The sequence below is a fragment of the Desulfatiglans parachlorophenolica genome (assembly GCF_055394735.1).
Genome location: NZ_AP042460.1, coordinates 1,179,495 through 1,194,377, shown reverse-complemented (window position 1 = coordinate 1,194,377; position 14,883 = coordinate 1,179,495). Strand labels below are relative to the sequence as shown.

The window sequence follows — 14,883 nt, the reverse complement described above, 5'->3', positions numbered from 1 at the left end:
CCTGCGTCCGTCCGGAGATCCCGTCGGGCCGGCGCTTCTCGGCCGCCCGGGAAAGGGCATTCCCTATTTTCAAAGGGTCGGCAGGCGCAGCCCTCAGACTGCGCAAGCCGCCGCATCGTTCAAAAATGGAGGATATCGACTGCGAGTTCCCCCTGCTTCAAGGGCCCGAGTGTCGCAAGGGCCAGACGTCCGTTTTCGAATACGCTCCGGCTCACCTCGACGACCTCATCCAAACGCACCCTTTCGATGGATTCGGCCAACTCGTCGTAGGGAACGTACCGGCCGAAAAGGAACTCGTTTTTCGCGAGGCGCATCATGCGCCCTTCGGCCCCCTCCGCTCCCAGGTAAAGCCCTCCGACCAGATTTTCCTTGGCATTGGTAAGATCGTTTTCGCTCACCTCGCCGCGCCGGATCTTACCGATCTCGCGGTGGATGATCTCGAGGGCCGGGTTTACCTGCTGTGCATCGGTTGCCATGTAGACACCGAGAAGCGCTGCATCGGCATAGGAAGACAGGAAGGAATAGACTGCATAGGCCAACCCGCGCTTTTCGCGTATCTCCTGGAAAAGCCGGGAACTCATATTGCCGCCGAGGATGGTGTTGAAGACGGCGGATGCAAAGCGCTGCGGATCCCGCTGCGAGGGCGCCGAAGCCCCAAGGCAGATGTGCACCTGCTCGAGGTCTTTTTCATGGACGATCACACCGGGCGTCAGCTCCGGGATCGACCTCGCCGGCGCGTCCCCTCCTGGCGGAAAATCCTCGAAGAGGGGCTTGAAAACCGCTACCACCTCTTCGTGTTCGATATTTCCAGCGGCGGCCACTACGGTCCTTTCGGGCACGTAGCGCCTCCGGATGAAGTCTGTAAGCGCCGCCCGATCGATTCCGTCGACGCTCTGCTCAGTCCCCTGGATCGGCATACCCATCGGGTGATCCTTCCAGGAAAGGGCGGTGAAAAGGTCGTGGATATATTCGTCCGGCGTATCTTCCACCATGCAGATCTCCTGGAGGATCACCTGGCGCTCGCGCTCGACCTCCTCCGGAGCGATCGTCGAGTTGAGGACGATATCCGCCAGGATATCCGCAAGCCGCACGAAATGTTTGTCCAGGACCCGGGCGTAAAAACAGGTATTCTCCTTGGCGGTAAAGGCGTTCGATAGCCCCCCGATCGCGTCCAGTTCCAGGGCGATATCGAGTGCGCTCCGGCGCCTTGTGCCCTTGAAGAGCATGTGCTCGATGAAATGGCACGTGCCGCACTCGACGGCAGTTTCGTCGCGGGATCCGATGTCTACCCAGATCCCGAGGGATACGGATTTAAGATACCGAAGCGGCTCCGAGACGATCCGGAGTCCATTCGGCAGTACGGTTTTCCGAACCATCAACCCACACTCTCTCCCAAGGCAGCCTTGCGGGACAATCTGATTTTTCCATCATCATTGATTTCAAGCACCTTCACGAGGACTTCATCCCCCTCTTTCACGATGTCGGATACTCTGTTGACCCGCTCGTGATCCAGTTGGGAGATGTGTATCAGCCCGTCCGTGCCCGGAAAGATCTCGACAAAGGCTCCGAAATCCATGATCTTGACCACTTTGCCTTTGTAGATCCTCCCCACCTCGGCCTCCTGGGTGATGCTGCGGATCATTTCGATGGCGATATCGGCCGATTTCTTGTCCTGGCTCGCGATGGTCACCTTGCCGTCGTCCGTGACATCGATCCTGGCCCCGGAGGTGTTGCTGATCTCCCGGATCATCTTACCCCCCGGGCCGATGATGTCGCGGATCTTTTCCGGTTTGATCTGAACGACAGAGATGATGGGAGCATACTGGGAGACCTCCCCACGCGGTTTGGCGATGGCCTCCTCCATTTTCCCGAGGATATGGACGCGGCCCTCACGCGCCTGTTCGAGCGCCCGTCCCATGATTTCGGGCGTGATCCCCTCCATCTTGATATCCATCTGAACGGCGGTGATGCCCGTCCGTGTACCCGTCACCTTGAAATCCATGTCCCCATAATGGTCCTCGTCTCCGATGATATCGGTCAGGACCGCGACATTATCCCCCTCACAGACAAGACCCATGGCAACGCCGGCCACCGGCTCCTTGATCGGAACGCCCGCGTCCATCAGCGAGAGGCACCCGCCGCAGACGCTCGCCATGGATGAGGAGCCGTTCGATTCGAGGATCTCCGATACCACGCGGACGCAGTACTCGAACTCGTCGCTCGAGGGCATCACGGGCTCCAGTGCACGTCTGGCAAGGTTGCCGTGGCCGATCTCACGGCGCCCGGGTCCGCCGAGCCGTTTGGCTTCTCCAACGCTGTAGGGCGGGAAGTTGTAGTGGAGGATGAAGGAGCGCATCTGATCGCCGTAGATGGATTCGATCTTCTGTTCGTCCTGCTGGGTGCCAAGGGTCGTCAGGACCATGGCCTGGGTCTCACCCCGCGTAAAGAGCGCGGAGCCATGGACCCGCGGCAGCAGCCCTGCAACGCATTCGATCGGTCGGACCTCGTCGAATGGCCGCCCATCGATCCGCTTGCCCTGGTCCAGGATCATACGGCGGACCAACTGCCGCTCTAGGGCGTCCATCTGCTCCCTGATGAAGGAGGACTGGTCCGGGTAGTCCGCCTTCAAAGCGTCGAATACGGTCTTGAGCGCGGCTGAGCGGCTGCGCTGCCGCTCCTGCTTGTCGGCAATGGAAATGGTCGTCCCCAGCAAAGGGCTCGCGAGTTCCTCGATCCGCGCGATCAGGGCCGCATCGCGTGCAGGGGGTTCGATCACCCGCTTGGCTTTGCCGACCGCGGCCTTGAGCTCCTCCTGCATGTCGAGCATCGGTTGAATCGCCTTGTGACCGTAGAAAATGGCGTCGATCATCTCGGATTCGGAGATAAATTTTCCGCCGCCCTCGACCATCACTACCGCAGACCGGTTGCCGGCTACGATCAGATTGATGTCGCTCTCAAGAAGTTCGCTTTGTGTCGGGTTGGTGATGAAGCGTCCACCGATCCGCCCGACGCGCACGCCCCCGATCGGGCCGGCAAAGGGGATGTCCGAGACCTCCAGCGCGGCCGATGCGCCGATGATAGCGAGCCCCTCGGCGTCGTTCTCCCGATCGGTCGAAAGCACCGTGGCGATGATCTGGGTCTCGAAATGATACCCCTCCGGAAAAAGAGGTCTCAGAGGGCGGTCGATCAAACGGGCGGTCAACGTCTCGCGCTCGCTCGGCCTGCCCATGTCCCTGCGGAAAAAGTTCCCCGGGATGCGCCCCCCCGCGTAGGACATCTCCTGGTATTCAACAGTCAGAGGAAGAAAATCGATCCCCTCGCGGATATCATCGGTGGATACAGCGGTTACGAGCACGACGGTCTCCCCGAATGTCACAACGACCGACCCGCTTGCCTGCCTCGCGATCCGTCCGCTTTCCAGATGCAACGGCCGGCCTTCAATATCGATACTGCAGCTTTTTATCATGTTTTTCCCATTCCTTTCAGTTCATGTACAACGAGCACGTGAGCCGGGAAAAGCCCACTGTCTACTTGCGGATACCGAGTTCCTTGATCACGGTCCTGTATTTTTCCACGTCCTTTTTCTTCAAATATTCGAGCAAACGCCTTCTTTGTCCTACGAGTTTCAACAGACCCCGACGTGAATGATGGTCTTTTTTATGGGTTCTGAAATGGTCCGTAAGGTACTGGATTCTTCCGCTCAGGAGGGCTATCTGCACCTCAGGCGAACCCGTATCTTTCTCGTGGATCTTGAAATCGTCGATAATCTTCTTCTTCATCTCAGGCGTGAGAACCACTTTTTATTACCTCCTGTCTCGATTGCTTCTTTATGTGGCCGGCGGGATAGCTCTTTTCTCAGGATGCCGCCTTCCTCTTCGGGTCTGTTTCATTCACCGTGAAATGGCCAAGGGCATGGCCGCCTCAAAAATCATGAAAACACTCTGGTGATGCTCAATCGCTCATAACCTACCCCCTGATCTCCCTTGATTTCCAAGATGGCCACCAACGCATCCCGGTGGACGAGCTTCGCAAGCCCACCAGGGAAAATCTCTGAAAAACCCTGCTCCAAACCCAGATCCTCCGGCAAAGGCTGGTAGCCTTTGCGGATCTTTTCCACCAGTTGCCGGTCGATCTCCACCCCCGGGAAGTCAGAAATGGATGCATTCAGAGAGAGCAGGCGCGATCCGATCAGGTTTTCATCCCGCAGTTGGTCGATGCAGGCCGAAGGGAAGGCATCCCCCACATCCAAGCCCCCGCTTCGAATCCGCCGCAGCGACGTCAGATGAGCACCCGCGCCGAGGTCATCCCCCAAATCGGCAGCAAGGCATCTGACGTAGGTCCCGGAGGAGCAGAACACCTCGAAATCGACAAAAGGCAGCTGCACGCTCACGATATCCAAGGCATCCACCTCGATCGGCCTGGCCTTGAGTTCCGGCTGAAGCCCCTTTCGGGCGAGTCTGTAGGATCTTGTGCCGTTGCACCACACTGCGGAATAGATCGGCGGGACCTGCTGCCGGCGCCCGACAAGGCGCCCGGCCGCCGCCTCGATATCCTTACGGCTGTAATCCTCCACCGCGCGGCGAGCGGTCACTGTACCGTCGGGGTCCAGGGTGTCGGTTTGGACCCCGAGCCTCATGGTAGCCCGATAGTGCTTTCTCCCACCCATCAGGAAAGGCGACAGCTTCGTCCCCTGCCCCACCAGGATAATCAAGAGACCTGTAGCGAAAGGGTCCAGCGTACCCGCATGCCCGACCTTTCGGACCCCGAGCCCCTTCAGTACCGACTTGACACGGGCCACCACAGCGTAGGACGTCTGACCCGGCCCCTTGTCCACCAGCAGAATGCCGTCAAGCCGCATGGATCTCCAGAACCTCGGCCGCTGCGCCCAGAAAAATGCCCTTCAGATCCGGCAGCAGCCCCTCGGCATCGAATCCGGCAGCCCTTTTGTGCCCCCCTCCCCCGAACCGTTTGGCAAGCAGGGCCACGTCGACGAACTCGTTGGATCTGAGGCTGAACTTGTAGGCTTCTTCAGCGGTCTGCCGCACCAGAACGCCGATCTCGACGCCCGAGAGGTACCGTGGATAGTCCACGAAGGTGTCGCTGTCGGAGGTTGAAGCGTCGGCCTCATGGCACATGTCGAGCGAAACCGTGAGCATGGCGAGCTTCCCCTCGAGATGCGTTTCAAGGGTGCCGAGCGTGGCTCTCAGGAGATGCAGCCGCGCCTGTGAATACTCGTCCAGAATGAGCCGCGCACACCTCGACGGCTGCACGCCGTAGCTCCCGACAAGCGCCGCTGCGGTGCTGAAGGCCGCGGCGGAAGCATTCTCATAGCGGAAAGAACCCGTGTCGCTTTGAATGGCAATAAAGAGGTTTTCCGCAACACTGTGGTCAATCGGCAATCCGGCATACTGCAGCAGCCTGTAGATCAACTCTCCGGTGGAAGAGCAGTCAGGCTCCACCCAGTTGCAGCGCCCGAAAAAGGTATTGCTGGCGTGGTGGTCGATGTTGACCACCTGGATGTCGCCCTTCAAATCGTCGACGACCTTTCCCGGCCGGTCGAGATCAGCACAATCGAGGAGGACCAACGTCTCCGATCCCCCATCCGCGCTGTAGCGCTGCACCGCGCGTTCCGCACCGCTCAGACGATCGAAAGGCGAGATGATCGGCTCCTCGGTCACCAGGACGGTCTCCTTCCCGGCCAACTGGAGCGACCGACCGAGCGCCAGCATGGACCCCAAACCATCCCCGTCTGGATGTTTGTGAGTGGTGATGACAAAGCGCCTTTCCTCGCGCAGGATCCGGGCCAGTTCATTCAGCATCGTTTGTGGGGGTATCCTTCCGAATAGATTCGAAGAGCCGTTCCATTTCACTCCCTCTCTCGAGGGAGGGGTCATGCTCGAAGACGATCTCGGGCACGTATCTCAGGGACATCTTGACCGCGATCCGGCGTTTGATGAACCCCTTGGCGCTGTCGAGTCCCGCTTGCGCCTTCTGCACCGTCTCATGCCCGCCGATGATGCTGTAATAGACACGCGCTTTTTGGAGATCGCTGCTCAGCTTGATGCCGGTCAGAGTGACTTCGCGGGTACGTGGGTCTTTCACGCTTTCGAGAAGGATCATGGCCATCTCCCTCAGAATCTCGTCTCCGACCTTTCTGGATCTTGTTCCAGCAAGCATTCTTTCGACCTGATTGTCTAATTCCTTCGCTCTTGAAAAAGCCGTTCCGGGCGCTGCACCGGCTCGCGGCCGGAGCCAACGCCGGATGCGGTGCGCCGGACACCCACATCGGGCGGGACACCCATCGAACGGCGGACATCATACCAAAAAGAACAGCCGCCTATTCTCCTCTGCACCTTCAAGGAAAGGCAGGCGGCCGCGGGGAAGAGCATTCCGTGCAGGGCGGCGATCACAGGTTGATCACCTCCGTCTCAGTGTGAACGATATCGGCGAGATACAAGGACTCCAGATAATCGCGGACATGGTTGAGGCATGAGTCGACATAGCGCCGATCGTTGCCGATAACGGCGACACCCAACTCGATCTTCTGCCATTTGTCGTTGGAGTCGACTTCGGCGATGGAGACGTTGAACTTGGCCTTGACCTTGTCCACCATACTGCGGACCACCTTGCGTTTTCCCTTGAGCGAATGGCAGTCCGCCAGAAAAAACACGATCCTGAGCGCGCCTACGACCATCTCTTCTTAGAGCTCCGCGGCCACTTCTTCGACGTGGTAAGCCTCGACGACATCTCCGCTTTTGATGTCCTGAAAGTTCTCGAGGCCGATGCCGCATTCATACCCGGTCTGCACATCTTTGACATCTTCCTTGAATCGGCGCAGAGACGCGAGGCGCCCGTCGAAAATAACGACGTCCTCCCGCAGCAGCCTGACGCGTGCATTCCGCTCGACATGTCCGTCGGTCACCTGGCATCCGGCAATGACCCCCACCTTGGGGATCTTGAACGTCTCCCGGATCTCCGCGCGTCCGATCACCTGTTCCTTATAAACGGGCTCGAGCAGGCCGGCCATCGCCAGACGAATATCCTTGATGGCGTTGTAGATGACATCATAGTAGCGGATATCGACCTGCTCCTTCTCGGCGATATCGCGCACCCGCGGGTTCGCCCGGACGTTGAAACCGAGGATGATCGCACCGGAGGCAGCCGCCAGCATGACATCGGATTCCGTGATGGCCCCTGTAGCCGAGTGGATGATCTTGAGCTTGACCTCGTCGGTGCTGAGCTTGACGAGCGAGTCCGCAAGGGCCTCGAGCGAACCCTGCACATCTGTCTTGAGGACGATGTTCAACTCCTTGACCTCGCCCTCCTTGATGCGGTCGAAGAGGTCGTCGAGGCTCACCAGACCGCGTTTGGCCTCCTGGGGCTTGACGCGGCCTTTGCGGTGTTCGATGATCATCTTGGCGGTCTTCTCGTCGGGCACGACTGCAAACTCGTCGCCGGCCATCGGTACGCCGTTGATGCCGTAGATCTCGACCGGGACGGAAGGACCGGCCTTGTCCACCCTTGCGCTGCGATGGTCGGCCATAGCTCTCACATGGCCATAGTATTCTCCTATGACGATGTAGTCGCCCGGGCGCAGCGTCCCGTTCTTGTTGAGGACCGTCGCTACAGGCCCTTTGGACTTATCCAGTTGGGCCTCGATCACGATGCCCCGCCCGGGTTTGTTCACGTTCCCCCTGAGTTCCATCATCTCGGCCTGCAGGAGGATGAGCCCGAGCAAGTCGTCGACGCCTTCCCCGGTCTTGGCCGAGATGTACCCGAAGATCACCTGCCCGCCCCATTCCTCGGGAACGAGATCGAGTTCGGCCAGTTCGCGCTTGACCCGGTCGATGTTGGCCTCGGGCTTGTCGATCTTGTTGACCGCCACGACGATCGGGATCTGCGCCGCACGGGCATGGTTGATCGCCTCCCGTGTCTGCGGCATTACCCCGTCATCCGCAGCCACGACCAGCACGATCAGGTCCGTCACCTTCGCACCGCGTGCACGCATGGCGGTGAAGGCCTCATGACCGGGCGTATCCAGAAAAACGATGTCGCCCCCCTCGGTCCGGACGTAGTAAGCGCCGATATGCTGGGTAATCCCGCCCGATTCGCCCTCGGTGATCTTGGAGTCGCGGATGTAGTCGAGGAGAGAGGTCTTGCCGTGGTCGACATGCCCCATGATGGTGACCACCGGCGGCCTGGGAATCAGATCCTCCGGACGGTCCTCCGTCTCCGCCAGGATGGCGGCATCCTCGAAGACCTCCCTCTCGAGCTCGTAGCCGAAATCGTCCGCCATCAGAGAGGCCGTCTCGTAATCGAGGGACTGATTGATGTTTGCCATGAGCCCCTGTTGCAGAAGCTTGCGGATAAGGTCAGCGGATTTAACGCCCATCGCCTTGGCCAATTCGCCGACGGTCGCCGATCCCTGAAATTTGATGCGGCGTTTGATGGCCTTGGGCACTGTGATCTCGGTCTGTCTTGCACGCTTGGGCGCCTCCTTGCCGGGCTTTGCACCCTTCTTGTCCTTGCGCTTCCCACGGCCCTGATAGAGATCGGCCCGCTCATAGACCTCTTTCTTGCGCGCCTTGCGTTTTTCCGCCGCCTCCTCCGCCTCTTCGAGCTTTCGATCCTTTTTCTTGCGGGTGGGTTTTCCCTTCTTGGCCTTCTCCGAGACATCGCGGGCGATTTCGGCAGGTGTCATAGCCCGTGCGGCGGCTGCAGGCACCTCCTCTTCCGCGGCCTCCTCGACGCCCTCCCTGGCTATCAAATCCTTCAAAGGGCCTTCTTCAGCGCGTTTGATGATCCTCGCGGGCTGATCTATCTTTTTCTTCTTGGATTTCTTGGCTTTGGATTTGCCCTCACGGGGCGATGGAAGCGGTTCAGCGGATGGTGCCTTCTGCATCGCTTCAGCGGGTGCAGCCTCGATAGCAGCCGGTTTCCCTTCTTCGGCCTTTTGCGGCGCCTCCTCGGGTTGAACGGTCTCCGCGGCCTCTTCAGGGGCGGCAGGAATCTCCTCCGCGTAAGCCGCCTGTCTTTCCACTTCTTCTTCCAATTCCGCCGCGGCCTCCAAAGCCGGCGTCTCCTCGGCCCTCGCCCCAACTTGAACGCCTTCCTGCGTCGGGGGCGGGGCCTCTTCGAACATAGCCTCTTCCACTGCATGCGGGGGGCTTACCTCGATCGAGACCTGGGCCGCCGCTTCCGGCTGTGCACCAACGAACTCCTCTTCGGGAATTCCGACCGGGTGAAGGCCTTCCTCGGCCGGGGGGGCGGCCTCGGCTGCAACGGGTTCCTCCACCTCGATCCGCTTTTTCCTGCGCCGGATAACGGTCGGCTTGACCCGCTTTTCCTCGATCACTTCCGCGACAGGGCTCGAGCCAAGTTTTCTGGCTTGCGCAACCGCTTCTTCGTCAAGGGTGCTCATGTAATTCTTGACGTCGATGCCGACTGCATTCAGATCCTCCACCAGCTTCTTGCTGTCTACGCTGAGCTCTTTTGCAAGTTCGTAAACTCTGACTTTCGCCATGTAACCCCCCCAGAAGTTTTACAGATATCTTTGCAGCCGCACCGCCTGGAAAAAACTCTCTCACCCGTTCCAGGGCGGATCCGCCGGAACGCGCCCCTTCACCTCGCGTCTGAACGCCCTGCGCAGCCGACCCCCTTCGAAAATCGCTGTCCAGCACTGCGCATCACGGCAAACATAAGCCCCGCGGCCTTCCGATCCGCCGTAAAGTATCTCACCCCCGTCCGCACCCACAGTCATCCGGACCATCTCCGCCTTGGGACGTTTCCGCCTGCAGGAGATACACGTCCTCATGGGGATATGCCTGCCCCCACCCCTTCTACGCACCGGGGGGTTCCTCCGCCCCAGGCGCGTCCGGGAGCACCTCGTCTTCGCGGTCGGTTTCCTCGGGCTTCGCGATTCCCTGCCTCGCGCCCTCGATGATGCCGGCCGCTTTTTCCTCGGTCATATCCGGCAGAGATAGAAGATCGTTCGTGGAAGCGACCGCCAGGTCGCGGGCCGAGCGAAACCCGTCTTCATAGAGTTCGCTGGCTATCTTTTCGCTGACGCCTTCTATAGCGATCAAGGATTGATACCCTTGTTTCAGGGCGGCGTTATAATTCGTCTCACTGGTAACCTCGATCGCCCAGCCGGTCAGGCGGGAAGCCAGTCTGACGTTCTGTCCCTTTTTCCCGATGGCAAGAGACAGCTGATCGTCCGGAACCACGACTTCCATGGAGTGGCCGGTTTCATCGACGATCACACGGACGATCTCGGCCGGCGCAAGGGCGTTGCAGATGAATTTGGCCGGATCGGGATTCCATGTGACGATGTCGATCTTCTCCCCCCGCAATTCCTGCACAACGGCCTGCACCCGGCTGCCTTTCATGCCGACACAGGCCCCCACCGGGTCGACGTCGCTATCCCGGGAGGCGACGGCGATCTTCGCACGACTGCCAGGCTCCCTCGCGACCTGAACGATTTGAACAATCCCCTCGCTGATCTCCGGGACCTCGTTTTCGAAAAGGGCCGCCAGAAAATTCGGATGGGTCCGCGAAAGGATGATCTGCGGACCCCGGCTGAATTGCCGCACATCCAGAATATAGGCCCGGATGCGGTCCCCTTGCCGGTAGGTTTCTTTGCTGATCTGTTCCTTGAGCGGCAGCTCGGCCTCTGTACGGCCGAGATTGACAACGATGTTGCCCCGGTCGAAGCGCTGCACGATGCCGTTGATGATCTCGCCGCGCCGATCCTTGAAATCGTCGTAAACGATATCACGCTCCGCCTCTTTGAGCCGCTGCATGATGACCTGCTTGGCCGACTGGGCCGCGATCCTCCCGAACGCCTCCGTGTCCATCTTCACGCCCAGATCGTCACCGAGTTCGCATTCCGGGTCGATCTCTCTGGCCTTCTTCAGGTCGATCTGCAGGGCCGGGCTAGTGACCTCGGTAACCACCTCTTTGAATTCGAAGACCTCTATCTCACCCAACTCTTCATTGTAGGTGACTTCCAGTTCATAATCCGGACCGTGCTTCTTTCGGGCAGCCGCTTTGACAGCCTCTTCGAGGGCCTTTACGAGGATGTAGGGGTCAATGCCCTTTTCACGGCTCACCTGCTCGATCATCCGTTTTAAATCCGAAATCATCGCTTATTTCCACTCCGGAGTTTCAGTGTGAAGGTAGAGGTCAATCGACAAACTCGTAAACGAGATTCGCCTTGCGCACCGCATGCAGAGGGATCTGAAACACATGCTGGTCCACGGCCACCTGCAAAGTGTCCTCCTTGAAGGTTTCGAGCAGCCCCAGGAAATTCCTACGCCCCTCGATCGGGGTGTGGGTGGCGATCTTCACCCTTTTTCCAATGGCCTGTTCGAAATCTCCGGCCTTTCTGAGCGGCCGGTCGAGCCCCGGGGAGGAGACTTCCAGGACATATTCGTGATCGATAATATCACGGATATCGAGGAGATCACCGATTTCGCGGCTCAACCGCGCGCAGTCGTCCAGGGTGATCCCTCCCGGCAGATCCGCAAAGATCCTGAGAACCCAACGCCCACTCTCCTGCAGATACTCGAGATCGACCAGTTCACAGCCCTGATCCTGAAGGATCGGATCGATCAATTCCTCCACGGCATCGAGGACCTTTTCGCTGGACATGCGCCATCCCCTGAAAACAAAAAAAACGGGCACAAGGGCCCGCTTCAAACGTGCAGACTAGATTGTTCAGCGCTTAATCACATCATCGCGTGCTGAGGTTTAAAGCATGTGATAAAACGTCACTAGGTCCGCAATTCAAAGTCGTTCCCCTTCCAACCCGGGCAACCAACCTCAAAAAGGGTTCAGGGCCCACAAAAAGGGCTAAGGCTGGAGCGGGCAACGGGGGTCGAACCCGCGACACCAAGCTTGGGAAGCTTGTACTCTACCAACTGAGCTATGCCCGCTCATGACCTCGAACAAGGATATTCTATATCCTTTTGACTTAGCAGGATAGATGATTCGCGAACCTTAGTCAAGCTATATTTTCACATGTTTGCCGCTTTCCAAAAATCTTGACTTCAATCGGAACTCCGCTTAGAATTCAAAGATAATTCAAACTGGAAATCCCGTTTTTTCAGTCATCCTGGCATTTACTCCAAGCCGTTTTCAGAGGAGCAGAAAAGATCATTGGAAGAACCTCCGGGACAAGGTTTCGTCAAGTTTCTCCGCTTATTGTTCCGCAAAAAGCACGCCCTCGGGAACCATTCTGACCTTGCGGAAGAAATGCATGGCCTGATGGACGAAGGGCAGGCAAAAGGCCTTATCAGCGACGAAGAATCGGATATGGTCTTCGGCGTGCTCGATCTGAGAGAGACGAAGGCCCAATCCATCATGATCCCCCGCATAGAGATCTCCTCCGCCTCGATCGACGCCACCCTCGGTGAAGTCATCGCTCTGGTCAATACCTGCGGACACACACGCATACCCATTCACAGGAACAGCGTCGACGATATCGTTGGCATTTTACACGCTAAGGATCTCCTTCGGCTCTGGGGGCACGATCCAGGCATGCCGCTGCCGCTCGACATCCTGCGGAAGCCATTTTTCGCGCCCCGCGGACAGTTGATCGGAGAATTGCTCCGGGAACTGCGAGCCCGCAAGACCCACATGGCGATCCTGACCGACGAGTATGGCGGCACGGCCGGCATCATCACGATCGAAGATATTGTCGAAGAAATCGTCGGTGATATCATGGATGAACACGACACCGAAGAGCCTTTGCTGAGCGTGCAGGATGACGGGTCGCTTCTGGTGGACGCGCGGCTCGAGGCCGACGAGATGGCCGACTATCTCAAGGTCGATCTGCCCGAAGGGGATTTTGAATCCGTCGGCGGCCTCGTCATTCATCTGTTCGGTGGGATCCCGCAAAAAGGGGCTTCCGTTCCATTCCATGACTTCGACATCATCGTTCAGGAAGCGGATCAGCGACGGGTCGACAAGGTTCTGATCACCCCCAGAAAAAGCGGGGTGCCCGATCCCTCCAGCGGGTTCCCCTCGTGATCTCGAAGCATGGCTCTTCATCGGCAGTGAACCCGCCAGGCAGCGTCTTTTCACCCTCGAGGGGCAGCCTACCGCGTCTGCTGCGCTTCTGTCTGGCCGGTGTGAGCGGCCTTGCCCTCAGCGCTGCATTTCCGCCCTCCCCGCTCGATTGGCTTGCGTGGGTGGCGATCATCCCGCTCCTGTGGGCCGCGGAAGGTCTCGCCCCGGCGGCCGCCTTCCGCATCGGCCTCTGCGCCGGGTTTGTCCACTACGTAACCCTCCTCTACTGGATCCTCTTCGTTCTCGGTCACTACGGCGGACTGCACCCGCTGCTGGCAGTGCCGCCTCTTCTCTTGCTCTGCCTCTACCTGGCGCTTTATCCGGCCCTTTTCTCGGCGCTTTACCGTCTGCTTGCCGATTTGCCGGCGGCTCCCCTTTGGGGCGCAGGCTTGTGGACGGCCCTCGAACTCGTCCGCGGCCGTCTGCTGAGCGGTTTTCCATGGTGCCCTCTCGGAGTCTCCCAGTTCGACAACCTTCCGTTGATCCAGATGGCCGATATAACCGGTGCCGGCGGCCTTTCGTTTTTGATCGTATTGATCAATATCGCGCTTTACCGTCTGGTCCGCAATCCACGGAACGCCTTCACGGCCAGGAGCGCGGTCGCTCTTCTCATTGGACTTCTCATGCTGGGCGCCGCGCTCGCATACGGATTCGCGCGCCTCGATCGACATGTAGGCTCCGCTGCGCGGGACGCAGAAGGCCTCGATGTTGCCCTCGTGCAGGCCAACATCGATCAATCCCTCAAATGGGACACCGCTTATCAGGAGCGGACGGTCGAGCGTTATCGGCGTTTGACCGAGGCCGCCATGAAAGAGGGTCCCGGGTTGGTCGTCTGGCCCGAGACGGCGGCGCCTTTTTTTTTCGGCCTGGATCACGAAGACCTTTCGGAGCGCGTGAGTCAGACCGCCCGGGACTCCGGCGTACCGCTTCTCTTCGGAAGCCCGGCCTACGATCGAGCAGAGGGCAGGACCCGTTACTATAACCGCGCTTATCTGCTTTCGCGCGACGGGCTTACGGTCGGCTTCTACGACAAGGTCCACCTCGTGCCATTCGGTGAGTATGTCCCCTTGAAGCGTCTACTCTTTTTCATCGATCGACTGGTCCCCGCAGCCGGAGATTTCACCGCGGGGCGGGGACCGATCCCGATCCGCCACCAGGGCATCGACCTCGGTGTCCTGATTTGTTTCGAGGCCGTATTCCCTGAACTGGCGCGGGGCCAAGTCCGGGCGGGCGCCAATCTGCTCGTCAACATCACGAACGATGCCTGGTTCGGCCGGTCGAGCGCCCCGTATCAGCACCTGGCCATGTCCGTCTTCCGGGCGGTCGAAAACCGCGTCTCACTTGTCAGGGCGGCCAACACGGGGATCTCCGCGTTTGTCGAACCGACGGGAAGGATCCTCGAAAGCAGTCCGCTCTTCACGGAAGCCGTGCTTGTACATGAAGTTGCGCTCACACCTTCGACGAGCGGAACGATTTATACCCACTGGGGGGATGGGTGGATCGTCCTCCTGGGCCTGATCGTCCTGATCCGCACCACCCTCGCCTGGAGGCGCAGGCACTGACGGCAATCTCCTTCGCAGAACTGCATACCATCGCGTATCCATCCGGAAATGCTTTATCCAGCACAACCGGCGCACCATCGAGGAGCGCCTGAAGGAAGGCTCTCCGGCGGTGGCCCCACCGGGCCTCGCCCGGGAGACCCCGCCCCAAAGGAGATGGATGCAGCCCAAGCCCGGAGGGGCACCCCACCGTTTTGAGGTTTTCCCTCCCGCAGCAGGATTTGACCATCCACCCGGAGCGGCCGTGGAGCCG

13 protein-coding genes and 1 tRNA gene are annotated in these 14,883 nt (G+C 59.3%); 2 read left to right on the top strand and 12 right to left on the bottom strand.

Going from position 1 to position 14,883, the window contains the following annotated elements:
- Positions 1-119: 119 nt before the first annotated feature.
- The 12 genes from ACZ500_RS05590 to ACZ500_RS05535 form a co-directional block, all read right to left on the bottom strand.
- Positions 120-1,376 (bottom strand): M16 family metallopeptidase, encoded by a 1,257-nt coding sequence (locus ACZ500_RS05590; protein ID WP_464231527.1) that lies wholly within the window; start codon positions 1,374-1,376, stop codon positions 120-122.
- Complete coding sequence (gene pnp / locus ACZ500_RS05585) at positions 1,376-3,466, bottom strand: polyribonucleotide nucleotidyltransferase (RefSeq protein ID WP_464231526.1); 2,091 nt, start codon at positions 3,464-3,466, stop codon at positions 1,376-1,378. The genes ACZ500_RS05590 and pnp overlap by 1 nt, the downstream gene beginning before the upstream one ends.
- A gap of 61 nt (positions 3,467-3,527) precedes the next feature.
- Positions 3,528-3,779 carry a 30S ribosomal protein S15 gene (gene rpsO, locus ACZ500_RS05580; protein WP_464233003.1) on the bottom strand — a complete coding sequence of 84 codons (252 nt, stop codon included), beginning with the start codon at positions 3,777-3,779 and terminating at the stop codon, positions 3,528-3,530.
- Between the two features lie 149 nt (positions 3,780-3,928).
- Complete coding sequence (truB, locus tag ACZ500_RS05575) at positions 3,929-4,858, bottom strand: tRNA pseudouridine(55) synthase TruB (RefSeq protein ID WP_464231525.1); 930 nt, start codon at positions 4,856-4,858, stop codon at positions 3,929-3,931.
- Positions 4,848-5,819 (bottom strand): DHH family phosphoesterase, encoded by a 972-nt coding sequence (locus ACZ500_RS05570; protein WP_464231524.1) that lies wholly within the window; start codon positions 5,817-5,819, stop codon positions 4,848-4,850. The genes truB and ACZ500_RS05570 overlap by 11 nt, the downstream gene beginning before the upstream one ends.
- Entirely contained in the window at positions 5,809-6,177 is a 369-nt protein-coding gene (gene rbfA / locus ACZ500_RS05565; RefSeq protein WP_464231523.1) for a 30S ribosome-binding factor RbfA, read from the bottom strand. Before rbfA ends, ACZ500_RS05570 begins: the two co-directional genes overlap by 11 nt.
- Before the next feature lie 229 nt (positions 6,178-6,406).
- Complete coding sequence (locus ACZ500_RS05560; protein ID WP_464231522.1) at positions 6,407-6,694, bottom strand: DUF503 domain-containing protein; 288 nt, start codon at positions 6,692-6,694, stop codon at positions 6,407-6,409.
- Positions 6,695-6,700: 6 nt separating this feature from the next.
- Entirely contained in the window at positions 6,701-9,523 is a 2,823-nt protein-coding gene (gene infB / locus ACZ500_RS05555) for a translation initiation factor IF-2 (protein ID WP_464231521.1), read from the bottom strand.
- A 60-nt stretch (positions 9,524-9,583) separates the two neighbouring features.
- Entirely contained in the window at positions 9,584-9,760 is a 177-nt protein-coding gene (locus tag ACZ500_RS05550) for a DUF448 domain-containing protein (RefSeq protein ID WP_464231520.1), read from the bottom strand.
- 79 nt (positions 9,761-9,839) lie between these two features.
- On the bottom strand, positions 9,840-11,144 hold the full coding sequence (gene nusA, locus ACZ500_RS05545; RefSeq protein ID WP_464231519.1) for a transcription termination factor NusA: 1,305 nt from the start codon (positions 11,142-11,144) through the stop codon (positions 9,840-9,842).
- A gap of 40 nt (positions 11,145-11,184) precedes the next feature.
- Positions 11,185-11,652: a ribosome maturation factor RimP gene (locus ACZ500_RS05540; protein WP_464231518.1), complete on the bottom strand. Its 468-nt coding sequence runs from the start codon at positions 11,650-11,652 to the stop codon at positions 11,185-11,187.
- A 208-nt stretch (positions 11,653-11,860) separates the two neighbouring features.
- Positions 11,861-11,936, bottom strand: a tRNA-Gly gene (locus ACZ500_RS05535).
- Between the two features lie 331 nt (positions 11,937-12,267).
- On the opposite strand from ACZ500_RS05535, the gene ACZ500_RS05530 reads away from it, so the two are divergent.
- Complete coding sequence (locus tag ACZ500_RS05530) at positions 12,268-13,032, top strand: hemolysin family protein (protein WP_464231517.1); 765 nt, start codon at positions 12,268-12,270, stop codon at positions 13,030-13,032.
- Positions 13,029-14,633 (top strand): apolipoprotein N-acyltransferase, encoded by a 1,605-nt coding sequence (gene lnt, locus ACZ500_RS05525; protein WP_464231516.1) that lies wholly within the window; start codon positions 13,029-13,031, stop codon positions 14,631-14,633. The genes ACZ500_RS05530 and lnt overlap by 4 nt, the downstream gene beginning before the upstream one ends.
- The last annotated feature ends 250 nt before the right edge of the window (positions 14,634-14,883 follow it).